Here is a 17,824-nt window from a genome sequence, read left to right as displayed (position 1 = left end):
CATAGTGGCGGCGTCTTGGGGCGCTCTTGTCCGATTTGGGGCGTTCGGAGGCGATCGCCCGGTCCGAATCCTTGCGGTAAACCGCCAAAAGCGGCATTGTCCGACCTGACGGTTCCGGGTCCCGATGCCACCGGCCGCGTTCGCATGCGAGACGGCTTTCTGCTGCAAACCCAGGCACTACCAACTCAAGGCGAGCCCCGATGCTTTCAAATCGTTTCAACCGCTGGACTGTCGCCGCCATCGCCCTCATGGGCACAGCGATCGCGACGGTCCCCGGCAGGGTCCTGGCGCAGACGCCGGATCATCCGTCCGATACGGCGGCGCAGTTTCCGACCCGGAACGATCTGAAGTCGCTCACGACCTCCGGCAGCTATCTCGCCGCCCGCCACGCCAGCGTCGAGCGCGACGCAACCTCGGCCGCCGCATTCTACCGCTCGGCGCTCCGCACCGATCCGAAGAACAACGAGCTGCTCGACCGTGCCTTCATCTCCTCGGTCGCCGACGGCGACATCGACGAAGCGGTCAAGCTCGCCGAGCGTGTCCTCACCATCGACAAGACCAACCGCGTCGCGCGCCTCGTCGTCGGTGTGCACGATCTCAAGATGAAGAAATACGCGACTGCGCAGACCAACATCAACCAGTCGATCCGCGGCCCCATCACCGATCTCGTCGCCACGCTGCTGTCGGGCTGGGCGGCCTATGGCGCCGGCGATTCCAAGGGTGCTGTCGCCACCATCGACAAGCTCGCCGGTCCGGAATGGTATCCGCTGTTCAAGGATCTCCACGCCGGCATGATCCTCGAACTCGCCGGCAAGGAGAAGGACGCCGGCACGCGCTTCGAGCGCGCCTACAAGCTCGACGATTCCATGCTGCGCGTCACCGAGGCCTATGCGCGCTGGCTGTCGCGCAACAAGGATGCGGCCGCCGCGACCACCGTCTACCAGGCCTTCGACAAGAAGCTCGCCCGCCATCCGCTGATCGTGGAAGGGCTGCGCGACACCAAGGCCGGCAAGAAGCTGCCGCCGCTGGTCGATTCCGCGCAGGCCGGCGCTGCCGAGGCCCTCTACGGCATCGGCGCCACGCTGACCCGCCGCGGCGGCGAGGATCTGGCACTGGTCTATCTCCAGCTCTCGCTCTACCTCCAGCCGACCCATCCGCTGGCGCTGCTCTCGCTCGCCGATCTCTATGAATCGGTGAAGCGGCCGCAGATGGCGATCAAGGTCTATGAGCGCGTGCCGTCGACCTCGCCGCTGAAGCGCAACGCGCAGATCCAGCTCGCCATCGATCTGGATTCCGCCGACCGCACCGATGAGGCGATCAAGATCCTCAAGGGCGTCACGTCAGAGGATTCCAAGGATCTCGAAGCCATCATGGCGCTCGGCAACATCGAGCGCGGCCGCAAGAAGTTCGGCGACTGCGGCGCGACCTATTCGCAGGGCGTCGACGTGCTGCCGGCCGGCAACGACAAGGCCAACAGCGTCTGGTACTATTATCGCGGCATCTGCGAGGAGCGCTCCAAGCAGTGGGCCAAGGCCGAAGCCGACATGAAGAAGGCGCTCGAGCTGCAGCCCGACCAGCCGCATGTCCTCAACTATCTCGGCTATTCCTGGATCGACCAGGGCGTGAACCTCGACGAAGGCATGAAGATGATCAAGCGCGCCGTCGAGCAGCGTCCCGACGACGGCTACATCGTCGACTCGCTCGGCTGGGCTTACTACCGCATCGGCAACTACGAAGAGGCGGTGAAGAACCTCGAGCGCGCGATCGATCTCAAGCCCGAGGATCCCACCATCAACGATCACCTTGGCGATGCCTATTGGCGCGTCGGCCGCACGCTGGAAGCCAAATTCCAGTGGTCGCACGCCCGCGATCTCAAGCCCGAGCCGGATGAGCTTCCGAAGATCGAGGCCAAGATCGCCAACGGCCTCACCGAGGACAATTCGAACTCTTCGGCCGCGCAGGCGGAGAAGAAGAAGGACGACGGCAAGGGCGGCTAAGCTGAGTGAAGTTGGGGGCGTGTCGCCGATGCCGGCGTTGATTGAAGAGGGGCGCGCGAAGGTCAATCTGAGCCTTCGCGTGGTCGGCCGTCGTGCCGATGGTTATCATGATCTCGAAAGCGTGGTGGCGTTTGCCGACTGCGCTGACCGGCTCACGCTGGAGCCGGGCGGCGAGCTGAAGCTAGCCACCACGGGACCGCTGGCCGCAGCATGCGGCGAGACGTCCGACAATCTCGTGTTCAAGGCCGCAAAGCTTCTCGCCGAGGCCGTGCCGAACCTGAAGCTGGGCGCCTTTGCGCTCGACAAGGTGCTGCCCGTCGCGGCCGGCATCGGCGGTGGCTCGGCGGATGCAGCGGCAGCGCTGCGGCTGCTGGCGCGACTCAACAACCTGTCGCTCGATGATCCCCGCCTCCAGAAGGTCGCGCTCGCGACCGGCGCCGACGTGCCGGTGTGCCTGTATTCGCGCGCCTGCGACATGACCGGCGTCGGCGAGCAGCTGCTGCCGCTGGCGCTGCCGAGCATGCCCTGCGTGATGGTCAATCCGCGCGTGCCCGTCGCCACCAAGGATGTGTTCCAGGAGCTGGGCCTGCGCAACGGCGAGCTGCTGGTTGGTGCCACCTCCGTGCTCGGAGCCCCGGCCTGGCCGGAGGAGGGCGCCTCGATTGCCGACTGGGTCGAAGTCCTCGACAGTGTCCCAAACGATCTCGAAGCGCCTGCGCTGCGCATCGAGCCCGTGATCGGCGAGGTGCTGGAAGCCTTGCGCGATTCCGCGGGCGTCAAGCTCGCCCGCATGTCCGGCTCGGGCGCGACCTGCTTTGCGATCTATGGCGCGCCGGCCGAGGCCCATGCTGCCGCGGAAAAGATCCGGCGCGATCACCCCGGCTGGTGGGTGCATGCGGGGACGTTGAGCTAATTTAGGTATTTCTCCGACGACACTGCCGTAGGGTGGGCAAAGGCGCGATAGCGCCGTGCCCACCATGCATCCAAGTGACGTGATCGAAGTGGTGGGCACGCTTCGCTTTGCCCACCCTGCGGCAGTGGAACTAACCCGCGCCGTCCTCGGCGAGCCCGAGAAATGTTCGGATCTCACCCAACACCTCCTGCGGCTTGTCATGCTGCAGCCAGTGCCCCGCGCCGGCGATGGTCTCGACACGCGCCTGCGGGAAATAGCGCTCCAGGCCTGCGGCCCTGGCACCCGCCAGAAAGCTTTCGCCGGCATTCAGCAACAGCGTCGGGCAGGCGATGCGCGACCAGAGTTCGACGTGATCGTCCGGCCAGAGCCGGTGCGGCGCAGAGGCGCGCTGGTAGGGATCGAACTTCCAGCTATAGGTGCCGTCCTCGTTCCGTCGCGCGCCGTGCGTTGCAAGATGCAGCGCGAGGTCGCGGGAGAGCCGCCTGTTGTGAAGCACCATCTGCGCTGCGGCATCCGCGAGGGTCGAATAGCGGCGCGGCGTGCGGTCGTGCAGCTTGTCGAGCTGGCCGACCCATTTGCCGATGCGCTCGTGCGCCGGCGGCTTCGGCGCGTCCGGCAACATGGTCACGCCGTCGAACACGACCAGCTTCGCGACCTGCTCGGGGAACGACCCTGTAAAGATCAGGCTCACCATGCCGCCCATCGAATGGCCGACGAGAGTCACTTGGGGCGCTGCGACGCCGCGGACGAGCTGGGCGAGATCGTACACATATTCCGTCAGCGCGTAGCTGCCGCCCTTGGTCCAGTCGGAATCGCCGTGGCCGCGCAGGTCGGGCGCCAGCACGTGAAAATACGGTTGCAGCGATCTGGCGATGACGTCCCAGCTGCGGCAATGATCGCGGCCGCCGTGGACCAGGATGAGGGGCGGCGCGCCCGCGTTGCCCCAATCGGCATAGTGCAGCCGCAGGCCGTGCGACTCATAGAAGCGGCTTTGCGGGGCGCTAGCCATTTGCCGGCCGCCGCGCCAGCGCGAGCGAGAGTCCGAGGCCCGCGATGAAGACGCCGGAGCCCTGGGTGAGGCGCCGCATCAGGTGCGGCCGTCCGATCAGTTGCGTGCGCGTCGCGGACGCCATCAGCACCACGACGACATCGGCGAGCGTGTTCAGCGTCACCGAGATCGCGCCGAGCACGATGAATTGCAGCGTGGGGTTCGATCCCATGGGATCGAGGAATTGCGGAATGAAGGCGAGGAAGAACGCCGCGGTCTTCGGGTTCAGCGCCTCGACCAGCACGCCGTCGCGGAACGCGCGCCTGTCGCCGACGGGCTCGCTCTCCAGTGACAGTGCGCGGCCGGCGCTACGAAACGTCTTGATGCCGAGCCAGACCAGATAGAGCGCGCCGACGAATTTGACGGCGCCAAACAGCTCGGCGCTGGCGAGAATGATGGCGGAGATGCCGAGACTGCCGGCGACGACATGAACCAGCCCGCCCAGCGCCGTGCCTGCGGTCGAGGCAAAGCCGCTGCCGCGCCCCTCGGACAAGGTCCGCGCCGCGACGTAGAAAATGCCGGGGCCGGGAATGGCGGCAATGAGAGACGCCGCGGCAAGGAACAGCCAGAAATTCGTGTCGGTCATCCTGCTGTCGTAGCGATGCTTGGGGCGATTGCAAGGCCCGTCGTTTAGTCCATCCGGCGGAAGATCACGCTGGCATTCACCCCGCCGAAGCCAAATCCGTTGGAGATGGCGTGCCGCATCGGCATCGGCCGCGCGCTACCTGAGACGATGTCGATGCCATCAGCGCTCGCGTCGGGGTTCTCGAAATTGAGCGTCGGCGGCGCGACCTGGTCGCGCAAGGCGAGCACGGTGAAGATCGCCTCCAGCCCGCCGGCGGCGCCGAGCAGATGGCCGGTGGCCGATTTGGTCGCGCTCACCGCGATGCTGCGGCTACGGCCGAACAGCGCGCCGATCGCGCCAAGCTCGCTTTCGTCACCGGCGGGCGTCGACGTCGCATGCGCGTTCAAATGCTGCAATTCGCCGGGCTCAAGCCGCGCCTGCCGCAGTGCGATCTCCATGGCGCGGCGCGCGCCGTCGCCATCGGGCGGCCCCGACGTCATGTGGTAGGCGTCCGCCGTCGTGCCGTATCCGACGATCTCCGCGATCGGTGTCGCGCCGCGCGCCAGCGCATGCTCGAGCGTCTCGATCACCAGGATGCCGGCGCCTTCGCCCATGACGAAGCCGTCGCGGTCGCGATCGAACGGGCGCGAGGCGCGCCTCGGCTCCTCGTTGAAGGAGCTCGACAGCGCGCGCGCCGCGGCGAAGCCGCCGAGGCTGACGATGTCGATGCAGGCCTCCGCGCCGCCGCAGATCGCAACGTCGGCCTCGCCGGCGCGGATCATGCGTGCGGCATCGCCGATCGCCTGGACGCCGGCGGCGCAGGCCGTGACCGGCGTTCCCAGCGGTCCCTTGTAGCCGTATTTGATCGAGACGTGGCCGGCGGCGAGATTGGCGAGGAACGAGGGGATCGTGAATGGCGAGAGCCGGCGCACGCCGCGCTGCTCGGTGATGCGCACCGCCTCCGCCATCGCCGGAAAGCCGCCGACGCCGGAGCCGATGACCGTCGCGGTCCGTTCCAGCGCGCTCGCATCCTGCGGCGTCCATTTGGCCTGCGCGACCGCCTCGGCGGTGGCGAGCAGCGCAAACAGGATGAAGCGGTCCATCTTGCGCTGGTCTTTCGGCGCGGCGGCCTGCGCGGGATCGAAGCCGCCGTCCGCATCGCCGGCCTTGTCGGGCACGAGGCCCGCGATGCGTGCGGGGAGCGCCTGCGCCCATTCGGGCAGGGGACGCAGCCCGCTTTGGCCGGCGAGCAGCCGGCGCCAGGACAGCTCGACACCGCAGGCGAGCGGCGACACCGCGCCCATTCCCGTCACGACGATACGACGCATGTCAGTCTCCAGCCGGCGCAATGGCCGGGTTCATGGCCTTGAGCGAAGCGAGCCGTTTGCGCATCCCGCGGCTGGCGCCCGGCCCAGCGATGATGACCGCATTGTCGAGCGTGATCGGCTGCATGTCGGCGGCATCGACCACGACCGGGTCGAACGGTCGACGATCGGCCCGGCTCGCCAGCAGAATGGATTCACCCTTCGGTGCGAGATGCCTGTTGCCCCAGGCGAGCAGCGCGGCGACCACGGGGAAGAAATCCCGCGCCTTGTCCGTCAGCACATATTCGTAACGCGGTGGCCGCTCGCTGTAACGGCGGCGGACGAACATGCCTGACGCGGTGAGATGGGCGAGGCGCCGCGACAGGATGTTCGGCGCGATCCCGAGATTTTGCGAGAACTCGTCGAACTTCGTCGCGCCCTGGAACGCATCCCGCAGGATCAAAATGCTCCACCATTCGCCGACCGTCTCCACGGCGCGGCCGACCGGGCATTCCAGGATGGAGGGGGATTTGGGCTGCATGGCGGGAGGATAGGAGAGTAACTTGCAAAATGCAAGTTACTAGGTGAGCAGCTTCATCGCGCGCGGGCGAGTTGTGCGATTGCGAACCTGTCTCTGTGATTTGAAAATGCGAATTGGCGAGCAGGGCTTGCGCGCCTTGCTCCGTCGTTGCGAGCGCAGCGAAGCAATCCAGACCGTTTCCGCGGAGGGACTCTGGATTGCTTCGCTGCGCTCGCAATGACGATCTGGGGGCAATGCGCACTGATCGAACACCGTCACCCTGAGGTGCTCGCCTCTTCGGCGAGCCTCGAAGGGCGACGGCCCGGGCCGTGCATCCTTCGAGGCTCCCGGCGCGATGCTTCGCATCGCGCCACTCGCGCCTCAGGATGACGGGGTTGATAGCAGAAGCAGAAAGACCCTCAGGCCGCTAATGCGACCGCGCCAGGCAGAACGCCACGACCTGCTCCAGCGCGCTCTTCATCGGCGACGACGGGAACAGCGCCAGGGCGTCCACCGCCATTGCGCCGTAGTGCTGGGCGCGGCTCAGCGTGTCCTCGAGCGCGCGGTGCTTGTTCATCAGGCCGATGGCGTGGTCGAGGTCGGAATCGCCGATCTCGCCGCGCTCCAGCGCCTTGATCCAGAAGGCGCGCTCGGTGTCGTTGCCGCGGCGGAAGGCGAGCACGACCGGCAGCGTGATCTTGCCCTCGCGGAAATCGTCGCCGGTGTTCTTGCCGAGCTTGGCGCTCTTGCCGCCATAGTCGAGCACGTCATCGACGAGCTGGAAGGCGATGCCGAGATTCATGCCGACCGAGCGGCAGGCGGTCTGTTCCGCCTTCGGGCGGTTCGCGATCACGGGGCCGACCTCGCAGGCGGCGGCGAACAGCTCGGCGGTCTTGCCGCGGATCACGGCGAGATATTCGTCCTCGGTGGTCGCGGTGTTCTTGGCGGCCGCAAGCTGCATCACCTCGCCCTCGGCGATGGTGGCGGCCGCCGCGGAAAGAATGTCAAGCGCGCGGAGCGAGCCGACCTCGACCATCATGCGGAACGCCTGGCCGAGCAGGAAGTCGCCGACCAGCACGCTCGCCTCGTTGCCCCAGAGCATGCGCGCCGACAGCTTGCCGCGGCGCATCTCGCTCTCGTCCACGACGTCGTCATGGAGCAGGGTGGCGGTGTGCATGAACTCGACGGAGGCCGCCAGCTTGATGTGGCCGTCGCCGGTGTAGCCGGCAAGGTTCGCCATGGCGAGCGTCAGCATCGGCCGCAGGCGTTTGCCCCCGGAGGAGATCAGATGGTTGGCGACCTCCGGGATCATGGTTACGTCAGAACCGGTCCGCGACAGGATCGTGGCGTTGACGCGCTCCATGTCACCGGCGACAAGGGCAACCAGCTCTTCGATCGACGCGCCGGGAGTTTCGAAAGGTACGATGACGGCCACGCCGGTCTCCAATATTTGCCCCGGAAGGGCTATTCTGATGGAAATACAATAGAAACTGGAGGCGGACGCGGCAAGTGCCGCGGAACCATTGACATTTGCCGCTTAACCCCTTTCAGGCAGGAGACCTGCGTTTTGCGTGAACTGGTTCGGACCAACGATATGGTGCTGGTGTCGGCGATCGGCGCGCTGCTCGACGGCGCCAATATCCATCATCTGGTGCTGGACCAGAACATGAGCATCATCGAGGGCTCGCTCGGCATTTTGCCGCGGCGGATCCTGGTCCATGAGGACGACGCCCAGGAGGCCCGGCAGCTCCTGACCGAGGCGGGGCTCAGCCACGAACTGCGCGGCGATGATTGAGGCCGACATCACCGAGGACGCCTTTCTCGGCGGCCAGTTGCGGCTGAAGCAGAAGCGGTCCGGGCATCGCGCCGGGCATGACGCCATCCTGCTCGCGGCGGCGACGGAGGCGAGAGCGGGCGACCGCGTGGTCGATCTCGGCGCCGGCATCGGCACGGCCGGGCTGGCGCTTGGCCGGCGCGTGGCGGGGATCAGGCTCAGCCTGGTCGAGATCGATCCGGAACTGGCGGAGCTCGCGCGCGCCAATGCGGCGGCGAACGCGATTGCCGCCGAGACGATCGTGCTCGACGTCACGGCCGATGCGCAGGCTTTCGTGGCACATGGGCTCGTGCCCGACAGCGTCGATAGTGTGCTGATGAACCCGCCCTTCAACGATCCGGTGCGCCATCGCGGCTCGCCGGACCAGGCGCGCCATATCGCGCATGTGGCGACGGAGGAGACGCTGCATGCGTGGGTGCATGCAGCGCGGCGTATCCTCCGGTCGAACGGTGTGCTGACGTTGATCTGGCGCGCGGATGGAATCGCCGAGATTTTGGCAGCGCTGTCACGCGGCTTCGGCAGCCTTGCGATCCTGCCGGTTCATGGCGAAGCGGGACGGCCCGCGATCCGCGTGCTGGTGCGCGCGATCAAAGGCGGCAGGGCGCCGACGCGCCTGCTGCCGGGCCTCATGCTTAACGAAGAGTCACACGTGCCTAAAAAAGAGGTGACGGATATTCTGGAGGGAAGGGCAGTCTTGCCGCTGGCGGAGCTGTGACGGCCTACTGCGGCAGCGATTCCGACTGCTGTTCTTGCGGGGACGTAAAGCGAATCGCCGTGAAAAGCGCACCGATCAGCATCAACAGCAGATAGATCTTCATGGCGTTTCCTCCGCTGCTTCATTGCAGCTTCCCGACGGGAATTCTGCAAAACACGTTCCAGGCACTTTCAATGACAGTCGCGTGATAAAAAATGGTTAAACAGAGGTAACGGCATGGCCGAACAATTGAACGATCGTGAGAGTTCCGGCCTGGCCGACAAGCTCATGCAATATCTGCCGGCGCGCTTCCGCCCCGGCACGGCGGTGGTGCCGGTGGTGCGGCTGTCAGGCGTGATCGGTGCAGTGACGCCGCTGCGTCCGGGCATGACGCTCGCAGGCGTCGCGCGGGTGCTGGAGCGGGCCTTCTCGATGCGGAACGCCAAGGCGGTGGCGCTGGTGATCAATTCGCCCGGCGGCTCGCCGGTGCAGTCGCGCCAGATCTATCTGCGCATCAAGCAGCTCGCGGCGGAGAAGAAGCTGCCGGTGCTGGTGTTCGTCGAGGACGTCGCGGCGTCGGGCGGCTACATGATCGCCTGTGCGGGCGACGAGATCTTCTGCGATCCGTCCTCGATCCTCGGCTCGATCGGCGTGGTCGGCGGCAGCTTCGGTTTCCAGGACGCGATCAAGCGGCTCGGCATCGAGCGGAGGCTCTATACCGCCGGCGCGCACAAGGCGATGCTCGATCCGTTCCTGCCCGAAAACCCCGACGACGTCGCCAAGCTCAAGGCGCTCCAGCGCGAGATCCACCAGATCTTCATTGCGCTGGTGAGGGAGAGCCGCGGCGCGCGGCTCAAGGGCGAGGACGACACCTTGTTCACCGGCGAATACTGGGCCGGCGCGAGTTCGATCGCGCTGGGGCTGGCCGATGGCATCGGCGATCTCCGCTCAACTCTTCGTGCCCGCTATGGCGAGAAGGTTCTCACCCCCGTGATCGCGCAGCCGACCGGGCTGCTGTCCGGCCTTCTGGGGCGCAAATCGCCCGGCGCAGGCCAGCTTTCGGCCCTGGAATCAATGGCCGGGCTGCCGGACGAGCTGATCTCGGCGGTCGAAACGCGGGCGATTTGGGCGAAATTCGGGTTCTAGGGCGCGGTCTTCCGCGCCATTTGGTCCCAAGGAGACTTGAAGCCGGGCCAATTGCGGCGCGGCCCGGTCTGCGCAAGAATGTCCGTGGGGGCTGAGCACTAGACAAGGATCGACAGATGCCGCCGTTCGTCGCTTTCGCGGGCGTCCTGGGCGGGCTTGCCGTGGTCCGCTGGGCCTACAAGACCGCTGTCCGGATCAACCAGGAGCTGGAGGAGATGCGCCTCGCGCGCGTCGCCGAGGCCGCCCATATGGGGGACATCCAGACGCTGAAGCGTGACCCCGTGACCGGGGCGTATCGGCCGGGTTAGCTGCACCTTCCACACGGCGTCATTCCGGGGCGGTCCGCAGGACCGAGCCCGGAATCTCGAGCTTCCGGGTTCGCCCTTCGGGCGCCCCGGAATGACGGCCATTTCCACCCCCTTTGCCTTGATTCCCATCCCTGCCGTCGATACGGTCCCGCGCGATTCAAAACCCCCCGCGAGAGCCTGATCTGACGATGGACGCCTCCTTGCCCGCCCATATGCGCCCGGAACGCTCGTTCCAGGGCTTCATCCTCGCGCTCCAGCGGTTCTGGGCCGAGCAGGGCTGCGTGATCCTGCAGCCCTACGACATGGAGATGGGCGCAGGTACCTTCCATCCGGCGACCACCCTGCGCGCGCTCGGGCCGAAACCCTGGAACGCCGCCTATGTGCAGCCCTCGCGCCGGCCCAAGGACGGCCGCTACGGCGAGAACCCGAACCGGATGCAGCACTATTACCAATTCCAGGTGATCATGAAGCCGTCGCCGCCGAACCTTCAGGAGCTGTACCTGAAATCGCTCGCCGCGATCGGCATCGATTCCGCCGTGCACGACATCCGCTTCGTCGAGGATGATTGGGAGAGCCCGACGCTGGGCGCCTGGGGCCTTGGCTGGGAATGCTGGTGCGACGGCATGGAAGTCTCCCAGTTCACCTACTTCCAGCAGGTCGCGGGCTTCGAATGCGCGCCGGTCGCGGGTGAGCTCACCTACGGGCTCGAGCGCCTCGCGATGTATGTGCAGGGCGTCGACCGCGTCTACGACCTCAATTTCAACGGCCGCGACGGCGACGCCAAGGTCACCTATGGCGACGTCTTCCTCCAGGCCGAGCGGGAATATTCGAAGCACAACTTCGAAGTTGCCGACACCGCGATGCTGTTCGAGCAGTTCAAGATGGCGGAAGCGGCCTGCCGGAAATATCTCGACGCGGGCTGGCGCGAGGGCAACCGGAAAGAGCACCTGATGGCGCTGCCGGCCTATGACCAGTGCATCAAGGCGAGCCATGTCTTCAACCTGCTCGACGCGCGCGGCGTGATCTCCGTGACCGAGCGGCAGAGCTATATTCTTCGCGTGCGCGAGCTGGCAAAGGCCTGCGGCGAGGCCTGGATCCATACTGAAGCGGGCGGAGCGGCCTGATGCCCGATCTTTTGCTTGAACTGTTCTCGGAAGAAATCCCCGCGCGCATGCAGGCGAAGGCGGCCGACGATCTGCGCCGCATGGTCACCGACAAGCTGGTCGCCGAAGGCCTCGTCTACGAGGGTGCGAAAGCCTTCGCGACGCCGCGCCGCCTTGCGCTCACCGTGCACGGAATCCCTGCGCGCCAGCCCGACCTGAAGACCGAACGCCGCGGACCGAAAATGGGCGCGCCCGATGCGGCCGTGCAGGGCTTTCTGAAAGCGACAGGTTTGAAGTCGCTGGACGAGGCCAAGATCCAGCGCGATCCGAAGGGCGACTTCTACATCGCGCTGATCGAAAAACCCGGCCGCGACGCGATCGACGTGCTTGCGGAGATCCTGCCCGTCATCATCCGCACCTTCCCCTGGCCGAAATCGATGCGCTGGGGCGCGCGTTCGGGCAAGCCGGGCTCGCTGAACTGGGTGCGTCCGCTGCACGCGATTACCGCGACGTTTGGGCTCGAGACCGAAGAGCCCGATGTCGTGAAGTTTGCGGTGGACGGCATCGAAGCCGGCCAGACCACCTACGGCCATCGCTTCCTGGCGCCCGCCGCGATCAACGTGCGCCGCTTCGAGGACTATGAAGCGAAGCTGCTGGACGCGAAGGTCGTGCTCGATCCCGAGCGCCGCAAGGACGCGATCCTCACCGACGCCAAGCAGCTTGCGTTCGCGCAGGGTTTCGATCTCGTCGAGGACCAGAACCTGCTCGACGAGGTCGCCGGCCTCGTCGAATGGCCGGTCGTGCTGATGGGCTCGTTCGAGGAGGAATTTCTGGCGACGCCCGCGGAAGTAATCCGCGCCACGATTCGCAACAACCAGAAGTGCTTTGTCGTGAGCGATGCCAAGACGGGCAAGCTCGCCAACAAGTTCATCCTGGTCGCCAACATCGAAGCCACCGACGGCGGCAAGACGATCATCGCCGGCAACGAGCGCGTCATCCGCGCGCGGCTCTCCGATGCGAAGTTCTTCTACGAGACGGACCTCAAAACCAAGCTCGAGGACCGCTTGCCGAAGTTCGAGCAGATCGTGTTCCACGAGGAGCTCGGGACGCAGGCCGCGCGCATCACGCGCATCGAGCGGCTCGCCGCCGAGATCGCGCCGCTTGTCGGCGCCGATGTTGCCAAGACGGCGCGTGCCGCGCATCTGGCGAAGGCGGATTTGCTGACCGAAGTCGTCGGCGAATTCCCGGAGGTGCAGGGCCTGATGGGCAAGTACTACGCGCTGGCCCAGGGCGAGGATGCCTCCGTCGCGGCGGCGTGCGAGGAGCACTACAAGCCGCAGGGCCCCGCCGATCGCGTGCCGACCGACCCGGTCAGCGTCGCGGTGGCACTCGCCGACAAGCTCGACACCCTCGTCGGATTCTGGGCGATCGACGAGAAGCCGACGGGCAGCAAGGACCCGTATGCGCTGCGTCGCGCGGCGCTCGGCGTGATCCGGTTGATTGCCGAGAACACGTTGCGGCTGTCGCTCATGAAGGTGGCTGCGTCCGCACTCGCCGGCTTGTCGGTGAAGCCAGCCGATGTGCAGAAGCTTCCGGGTGACCTGCTTACCTTCTTCGCCGACCGCCTGAAGGTCCAGCTCCGCGAGCAGGGCGCGCGGCACGATCTCGTTGACGCCGTGTTCGCCCTCGGTGGCCAGGACGACCTGCTGATGATCGTTCGCCGCGTCGATGCACTCGGCAAATTCCTCGAATCCGACGACGGCAAGAACCTGCTGGCCGGCACCAAGCGCGCCAGCAACATCCTCTCGATCGAGGAGAAGAAGGACAAGCGCACGTTCGATGGTGCGCCGGATGCTGCGCTCTACAGCCTCGGCGAGGAGAAGGCGCTGGCGAAGGCGATCAGTGAGGTGCAGGCGGAAGCAAGCGCCTCCGTCGCCAAGGAAGACTTTGCCGCCGCGATGAGCGCGATGGCGAAGCTGCGTCCGCCGGTCGATGCGTTCTTCGACAAGGTCCGCGTCAATGACGATGATCCAAAGGTGCGCGAGAACCGCCTGAAGCTGCTGAACGAGATCCGCAGCGCCACGCGTGCGGTCGCGGACTTCTCGAAGATCCAGGATTGAGGCGCGGCCGAGCGGCAAACACTACTGTCATTCCGGGGCGCGCGAAGCGCGAACCCGGAATCCATCGTGCCGCGCGTGATGCAGAGAAATGGATTCCGGGCTCGCACCAAATGGCGCGCCCCGGAATGACGAAGCGCAAAAAAGCCCCACCCGGCGGGGGAAACCGGGCGGGGCCTGATGTCCGATTCTAACACTGCACGCGTCAGCCTGATTTGACGCGCCGGACATCGAGTTGAACGATGCGTTTTCGAGCGAAGTGGATACCGGTTCGCTCGAAAGGAACGTGTCCGTCGAGGATCTAGTCCAGCACCTCGACGATGCGCCGCGAGCGCGGCTCGACCAGCACGGTCTCGCCGTTCACGACGGTGTAGCGATAGGTGGTGGCGCCGAAACGTTGCGGCACGTCATAATAGGTCACGCCGCTCTCGGGTAAGGTGGCGCCAACCACCACGCGATCCGGAATGCGAAAGGCCGGTACACGTTGTTCGACCACATAGTCGCGGAATGCTGGCCGCTGCTCGACCGCAATCGTCGGGCCGCCGTCGACCACGACGGGCGCGCGTCCAACCGTAATGCCTGTTTGCGCCTGTGCCGCAATCGGCGCACCGAGCGCGACGCCAAGCGCTGCGAGAGCGAGAATCCTGTTCCGCATGGGCAACTCCTTCGACATGATTTCAGCCGGCGCCAGTGGCGCGACCGGTTGCCAATGCTGCGACGCGCGCGATGTTCCGGAAAATGCCTTGCCGCATTCGCGGCATTTTTGGGCAGTTTTCGCGAAGGGGGGAACTCGTGCGACCCCTAGTGCGTCTCTACCCGCGGAACCGGGTCCGCTATGATCCGCCCGCGATTCGCCCCACCACCACGGAAAGATAATTCATGCACATCACTGTCGCCCACATTTCGCCGATCCTGTCGTTGATTGCGGGCGTGCTCATCCTGATCATGCCGCGGCTTCTCAACCTCATCGTCGCGATCTTTCTCATCATAAATGGTGCGATAGGGCTCGGATTGTTGAAGTGGCTCCATCTCTAGGCCTTCATTTTCCGGAACTCTTCGACTTGCGCGGGCCTGCCCAAAGTGGTGTAAGGCGCGCGATTTCCCTTTCCTCTCGCAGGTTGTGTGCAAGCTATGGCCAAAGCCGCCTCGAAGCCTAAGAAAATACCAGCGAAATCAAAGTCCTCCGTCAAGGCGAAAGCCGCGCCGGCGGCTCGCAAGGCGCTTTCCAAGAGCGCCCCGAAGCCGATTGCCAAGCCCGCGGCCAAGTCGGCTGCGAAGTCCGCCGTCAAGGCGGTTTCAAAGGCTGCGACCAAGCCGGTTGCGCCGAAGGCCGCTGCCAAGGTCGCTCTGAAGCCGACACCGAGCAAGCCTGCGCCAGCTGCGGCCAAGGCCGGCAAATGGGTGTTCACGTTCGGCGACGGCAAGGCCGAGGGCCGGACGGAGATGCGCGACCTGCTCGGCGGCAAGGGCGCCAACCTCGCCGAGATGGCCAATCTCGGCCTGCCGGTGCCTCCCGGCTTCACCATCCCGACCTCGGTCTGCACCTACTTCTACGCACACGGCAAGACCTATCCGAAGGAGTTGCAGTCGCAGGTTGAGAAGGCGCTCGACCATGTCGGCAAGTTGACCGGCAAGGTGTTCGGCGACACCAAGAACCCGCTGCTCGTCTCCGTGCGCTCCGGCGCGCGCGCCTCGATGCCGGGCATGATGGATACCGTGCTCAATCTCGGCCTCAACGACGAGACCGTGGAAGCGCTCTCGGAACTGTCGGGCGACCGCCGCTTCGCCTATGACAGCTACCGCCGCTTCATCACCATGTATTCCGACGTGGTGCTCGGTTTCGAACACCATCACTTCGAGGAAATCCTCGACACCTTCAAGGACAGCCAAGGCTACACGCTCGACACCGACCTGTCGGCTGAGGACTGGGTCGAGCTGGTCGGCAAGTACAAGGACGCGGTCGCGCGCGAGACCGGGAAGAATTTCCCGCAGGATCCGCACGACCAGCTCTGGGGCGCGATTGGAGCGGTGTTTTCGTCCTGGATGAACGCACGCGCGGTGACCTATCGCAAGCTGCACGACATTCCGGAATCCTGGGGCACCGCGGTCAACGTGCAGGCCATGGTGTTCGGCAACATGGGCGAGACGTCGGCGACCGGCGTCGCCTTCACCCGCAACCCCTCGACCGGTGAGAGCAAGCTCTACGGCGAGTTCCTGATCAACGCGCAGGGCGAGGACGTGGTGGCGGGCATCCGCACGCCGCAGGACATCACCGAGGAAGCGCGGAAGGAATCCGGCTCCGACAAGGCGTCGATGGAAGCGGCGATGCCCGAGGCCTTCAAGGAGCTGACGCGGATCTACACGCTGCTCGAGAAGCACTACCGCGACATGCAGGACATGGAGTTCACGGTCGAGCAGGGCAAGCTCTGGATGCTCCAGACCCGCGGCGGCAAGCGTACCGCCAAGGCGGCGCTGCGCATCGCGGTCGAGCTCGCCAATGAGGGCCTGATCACCAAGAAGGAAGCGGTGACGCGGATCGATCCGGCTTCGCTCGACCAGCTGCTGCATCCGACCATCGATCCCAACGCCAAGCGCGACGTGATCGCGACCGGCCTGCCGGCGTCGCCCGGTGCGGCTTCCGGCGAGATCGTGTTCTCCTCGGACGAAGCGGCCAAGCTTCAGGCCGACGGACGTAAGGTGATCTTGGTCCGCATCGAGACCAGCCCCGAGGACATCCACGGCATGCACGCCGCCGAAGGCATCCTCACCACCCGCGGCGGCATGACCTCGCATGCGGCGGTGGTCGCGCGCGGCATGGGCAAGCCATGCGTCTCCGGCTGCGGCACCATCCGCGTCGACTACGGCCGCGGCACCATGAGCATCGGCTCGCGCACCTTCAAGACCGGCGACGTCATCACCATCGACGGTTCGCTCGGCCAGGTGCTCGCCGGCCGCATGCCGATGATCGAGCCGGAGCTGTCCGGCGAGTTCGGCACGCTGATGAAGTGGGCCGACCAGGTCCGCAAGATCGGCGTTCGCGTCAACGGAGATACGCCGGACGACGCCCGCACCGCGATCAAGTTCGGCGCGGAAGGCATCGGCCTGTGCCGCACCGAGCACATGTTCTTCGAGGAGACCCGCATCCGCACGGTGCGCGAGATGATCCTCTCGGAGGACGAGCAGTCACGCCGCGCAGCGCTCGCCAAGCTGCTGCCGATGCAGCGTGCCGACTTCGTCGAGCTGTTCGAGATCATGAAGGGCCTGCCCGTCACGATCCGGCTTTTGGATCCTCCCCTCCATGAATTCCTGCCGCATACCCATGCCGAGGTCGAGGAAGTGGCGCGTGCCATGAACACCGACCCGCGGCGCCTGGCCGACCGCGCGCGCGAGCTGTCGGAGTTCAACCCGATGCTCGGCTTCCGCGGCTGCCGTATCGCGATCGCTTACCCCGAGATCGCCGAGATGCAGGCGCGCGCGATCTTCGAGGCCGCGGTCGAGGCCGAGAAGCGCACCGGCAAGGCCGTGGGCCTCGAGGTGATGGTGCCGCTGATCGCCACCAAGATGGAGCTCGACCTCGTCAAGGCGCGCATCGACGCCACCGCACAGGCCGTGATGCGCGACACCAACACCAAGCTCGCCTATCAGGTCGGCACCATGATCGAGCTGCCGCGCGCCTGTCTGCTCGCGGCCGAGATCGCGGAGAGCGCCGAGTTCTTCTCGTTCGGCACCAACGATCTGACGCAGACCACCTACGGCATCAGCCGCGACGATGCCGCGAGCTTCCTCGGCACCTACGTGTCCAAGGGCATCCTTCCGATCGATCCCTTCGTCGCGCTCGATCAGGAGGGCGTCGGCGAACTGGTCAAGATCGGCGTCGCGCGCGGCCGCAAGACCCGCCCGAAGCTCAAGGTCGGCATCTGCGGCGAGCATGGCGGCGATCCCGCTTCCGTCGCCTTCTGCCACAATATCGGCCTCGACTACGTCTCCTGCTCGCCCTACCGCGTGCCGATCGCCCGCCTCGCCGCGGCGCAAGCCGCACTCGGCAAGGCGGTCGCGAGCCAGGCGTAAGGCGATTTGAAATGTTGAATGCGAAGAGGCGGGGCCCAACCCCGCCTCTTTCATTTTGAGCGGCACTCTTGCCACGCCGTCATTGCGAGCGCAGCGAAGCAATCCGAAATCCCTCCGCGGCGGCAGTCTGGATTGCTGCGCTCCGCTCGCAATGACGAGACTGTTGAACGCGCATGCCGCCACACTCTCGGTGTCATCGCCCGCGGG

General features: G+C 65.9%; 16 protein-coding genes. 10 read left to right on the top strand and 6 right to left on the bottom strand.

Features of this window, described 5'->3' with window-relative positions; all coding sequences use genetic code 11:
* Nucleotides 1-200 precede the first annotated feature (200 nt).
* Both ACVWW6_RS39725 and ACVWW6_RS39720 read left to right on the top strand, forming a co-directional pair.
* Nucleotides 201-1,997 carry a tetratricopeptide repeat protein gene (locus ACVWW6_RS39725; protein ID WP_011085312.1) on the top strand — a complete coding sequence of 599 codons (1,797 nt, stop codon included), beginning with the start codon at nucleotides 201-203 and terminating at the stop codon, nucleotides 1,995-1,997.
* A 28-nt stretch (nucleotides 1,998-2,025) separates the two neighbouring features.
* Nucleotides 2,026-2,910 carry a 4-(cytidine 5'-diphospho)-2-C-methyl-D-erythritol kinase gene (locus tag ACVWW6_RS39720; RefSeq protein WP_456682683.1) on the top strand — a complete coding sequence of 295 codons (885 nt, stop codon included), beginning with the start codon at nucleotides 2,026-2,028 and terminating at the stop codon, nucleotides 2,908-2,910.
* 130 nt (nucleotides 2,911-3,040) lie between these two features.
* Here ACVWW6_RS39720 and ACVWW6_RS39715 read toward each other — a convergent pair whose 3' ends face one another.
* The 5 genes from ACVWW6_RS39715 to ACVWW6_RS39695 all read right to left on the bottom strand — a co-directional run bounded on the left by ACVWW6_RS39715 (nucleotide 3,041) and on the right by ACVWW6_RS39695 (nucleotide 7,782).
* Nucleotides 3,041-3,919 (bottom strand): alpha/beta fold hydrolase, encoded by an 879-nt coding sequence (locus ACVWW6_RS39715; protein WP_456682682.1) that lies wholly within the window; start codon nucleotides 3,917-3,919, stop codon nucleotides 3,041-3,043.
* Nucleotides 3,912-4,544 carry a LysE family translocator gene (locus ACVWW6_RS39710; protein WP_011085315.1) on the bottom strand — a complete coding sequence of 211 codons (633 nt, stop codon included), beginning with the start codon at nucleotides 4,542-4,544 and terminating at the stop codon, nucleotides 3,912-3,914. Before ACVWW6_RS39710 ends, ACVWW6_RS39715 begins: the two co-directional genes overlap by 8 nt.
* Before the next feature lie 44 nt (nucleotides 4,545-4,588).
* Entirely contained in the window at nucleotides 4,589-5,851 is a 1,263-nt protein-coding gene (gene fabF, locus ACVWW6_RS39705) for a beta-ketoacyl-ACP synthase II (RefSeq protein ID WP_028175604.1), read from the bottom strand.
* Between the two features lies 1 nt (nucleotide 5,852).
* Nucleotides 5,853-6,368 (bottom strand): winged helix-turn-helix transcriptional regulator, encoded by a 516-nt coding sequence (locus ACVWW6_RS39700; RefSeq protein ID WP_304551198.1) that lies wholly within the window; start codon nucleotides 6,366-6,368, stop codon nucleotides 5,853-5,855.
* Between the two features lie 406 nt (nucleotides 6,369-6,774).
* Nucleotides 6,775-7,782: a polyprenyl synthetase family protein gene (locus tag ACVWW6_RS39695; RefSeq protein ID WP_028175606.1), complete on the bottom strand. Its 1,008-nt coding sequence runs from the start codon at nucleotides 7,780-7,782 to the stop codon at nucleotides 6,775-6,777.
* Between the two features lie 132 nt (nucleotides 7,783-7,914).
* Between ACVWW6_RS39695 and ACVWW6_RS39690 the strand changes: the two genes are divergently transcribed.
* From ACVWW6_RS39690 to glyS, 6 genes are all read left to right on the top strand, one after another.
* Nucleotides 7,915-8,142: a putative signal transducing protein gene (locus ACVWW6_RS39690; RefSeq protein ID WP_011085319.1), complete on the top strand. Its 228-nt coding sequence runs from the start codon at nucleotides 7,915-7,917 to the stop codon at nucleotides 8,140-8,142.
* Complete coding sequence (locus ACVWW6_RS39685) at nucleotides 8,135-8,896, top strand: tRNA1(Val) (adenine(37)-N6)-methyltransferase (protein WP_011085320.1); 762 nt, start codon at nucleotides 8,135-8,137, stop codon at nucleotides 8,894-8,896. Before ACVWW6_RS39690 ends, ACVWW6_RS39685 begins: the two co-directional genes overlap by 8 nt.
* A gap of 216 nt (nucleotides 8,897-9,112) precedes the next feature.
* Nucleotides 9,113-10,021 carry a S49 family peptidase gene (locus tag ACVWW6_RS39680; protein WP_011085321.1) on the top strand — a complete coding sequence of 303 codons (909 nt, stop codon included), beginning with the start codon at nucleotides 9,113-9,115 and terminating at the stop codon, nucleotides 10,019-10,021.
* Nucleotides 10,022-10,137: 116 nt separating this feature from the next.
* Nucleotides 10,138-10,329: a hypothetical protein gene (locus ACVWW6_RS39675; RefSeq protein ID WP_028175609.1), complete on the top strand. Its 192-nt coding sequence runs from the start codon at nucleotides 10,138-10,140 to the stop codon at nucleotides 10,327-10,329.
* Nucleotides 10,330-10,517: 188 nt separating this feature from the next.
* On the top strand, nucleotides 10,518-11,453 hold the full coding sequence (locus ACVWW6_RS39670; RefSeq protein WP_011085322.1) for a glycine--tRNA ligase subunit alpha: 936 nt from the start codon (nucleotides 10,518-10,520) through the stop codon (nucleotides 11,451-11,453).
* Nucleotides 11,453-13,552 carry a glycine--tRNA ligase subunit beta gene (gene glyS, locus ACVWW6_RS39665; RefSeq protein WP_011085323.1) on the top strand — a complete coding sequence of 700 codons (2,100 nt, stop codon included), beginning with the start codon at nucleotides 11,453-11,455 and terminating at the stop codon, nucleotides 13,550-13,552. Before ACVWW6_RS39670 ends, glyS begins: the two co-directional genes overlap by 1 nt.
* 298 nt (nucleotides 13,553-13,850) lie before the next feature.
* Here glyS and ACVWW6_RS39660 read toward each other — a convergent pair whose 3' ends face one another.
* The gene (locus ACVWW6_RS39660) at nucleotides 13,851-14,204 is read right to left on the bottom strand and encodes a DUF1236 domain-containing protein (RefSeq protein WP_038965925.1); all 354 of its coding nucleotides are present in this window, start codon (nucleotides 14,202-14,204) and stop codon (nucleotides 13,851-13,853) included.
* Between the two features lie 224 nt (nucleotides 14,205-14,428).
* Here ACVWW6_RS39660 and ACVWW6_RS39655 point away from each other — a divergent pair, with 224 nt between their 5' ends.
* Both ACVWW6_RS39655 and ppdK read left to right on the top strand, forming a co-directional pair.
* Nucleotides 14,429-14,584 (top strand): DUF3096 domain-containing protein, encoded by a 156-nt coding sequence (locus ACVWW6_RS39655; RefSeq protein WP_074077234.1) that lies wholly within the window; start codon nucleotides 14,429-14,431, stop codon nucleotides 14,582-14,584.
* Nucleotides 14,585-14,680: 96 nt separating this feature from the next.
* Entirely contained in the window at nucleotides 14,681-17,617 is a 2,937-nt protein-coding gene (gene ppdK, locus ACVWW6_RS39650) for a pyruvate, phosphate dikinase (protein ID WP_063921419.1), read from the top strand.
* Nucleotides 17,618-17,824 lie beyond the last annotated feature (207 nt).

The sequence above is a fragment of the Bradyrhizobium sp. USDA 3311 genome, from assembly GCF_054062495.1.
This window is presented reverse-complemented; position numbering and strand designations above follow the sequence as displayed.

What these genes read in the sequence shown, in the direction of transcription:
- ACVWW6_RS39725 (WP_011085312.1), top strand. Translation starts at nt 201, where the DNA reads ATGCTTTCAAATCGTTTCAACCGCTGGACTGTCGCCGCCATCGCCCTC.
- ACVWW6_RS39720 (WP_456682683.1), top strand. Translation starts at nt 2,026, where the DNA reads ATGCCGGCGTTGATTGAAGAGGGGCGCGCGAAGGTCAATCTGAGCCTT.
- ACVWW6_RS39715 (WP_456682682.1), bottom strand. Translation starts at nt 3,919, where the DNA reads ATGGCTAGCGCCCCGCAAAGCCGCTTCTATGAGTCGCACGGCCTGCGG.
- ACVWW6_RS39710 (WP_011085315.1), bottom strand. Translation starts at nt 4,544, where the DNA reads ATGACCGACACGAATTTCTGGCTGTTCCTTGCCGCGGCGTCTCTCATT.
- fabF (WP_028175604.1), bottom strand. Translation starts at nt 5,851, where the DNA reads ATGCGTCGTATCGTCGTGACGGGAATGGGCGCGGTGTCGCCGCTCGCC.
- ACVWW6_RS39700 (WP_304551198.1), bottom strand. Translation starts at nt 6,368, where the DNA reads ATGCAGCCCAAATCCCCCTCCATCCTGGAATGCCCGGTCGGCCGCGCC.
- ACVWW6_RS39685 (WP_011085320.1), top strand. Translation starts at nt 8,135, where the DNA reads ATGATTGAGGCCGACATCACCGAGGACGCCTTTCTCGGCGGCCAGTTG.
- ACVWW6_RS39680 (WP_011085321.1), top strand. Translation starts at nt 9,113, where the DNA reads ATGGCCGAACAATTGAACGATCGTGAGAGTTCCGGCCTGGCCGACAAG.
- ACVWW6_RS39675 (WP_028175609.1), top strand. Translation starts at nt 10,138, where the DNA reads ATGCCGCCGTTCGTCGCTTTCGCGGGCGTCCTGGGCGGGCTTGCCGTG.
- ACVWW6_RS39670 (WP_011085322.1), top strand. Translation starts at nt 10,518, where the DNA reads ATGGACGCCTCCTTGCCCGCCCATATGCGCCCGGAACGCTCGTTCCAG.
- glyS (WP_011085323.1), top strand. Translation starts at nt 11,453, where the DNA reads ATGCCCGATCTTTTGCTTGAACTGTTCTCGGAAGAAATCCCCGCGCGC.
- ACVWW6_RS39660 (WP_038965925.1), bottom strand. Translation starts at nt 14,204, where the DNA reads ATGCGGAACAGGATTCTCGCTCTCGCAGCGCTTGGCGTCGCGCTCGGT.
- ACVWW6_RS39655 (WP_074077234.1), top strand. Translation starts at nt 14,429, where the DNA reads ATGCACATCACTGTCGCCCACATTTCGCCGATCCTGTCGTTGATTGCG.
- ppdK (WP_063921419.1), top strand. Translation starts at nt 14,681, where the DNA reads ATGGCCAAAGCCGCCTCGAAGCCTAAGAAAATACCAGCGAAATCAAAG.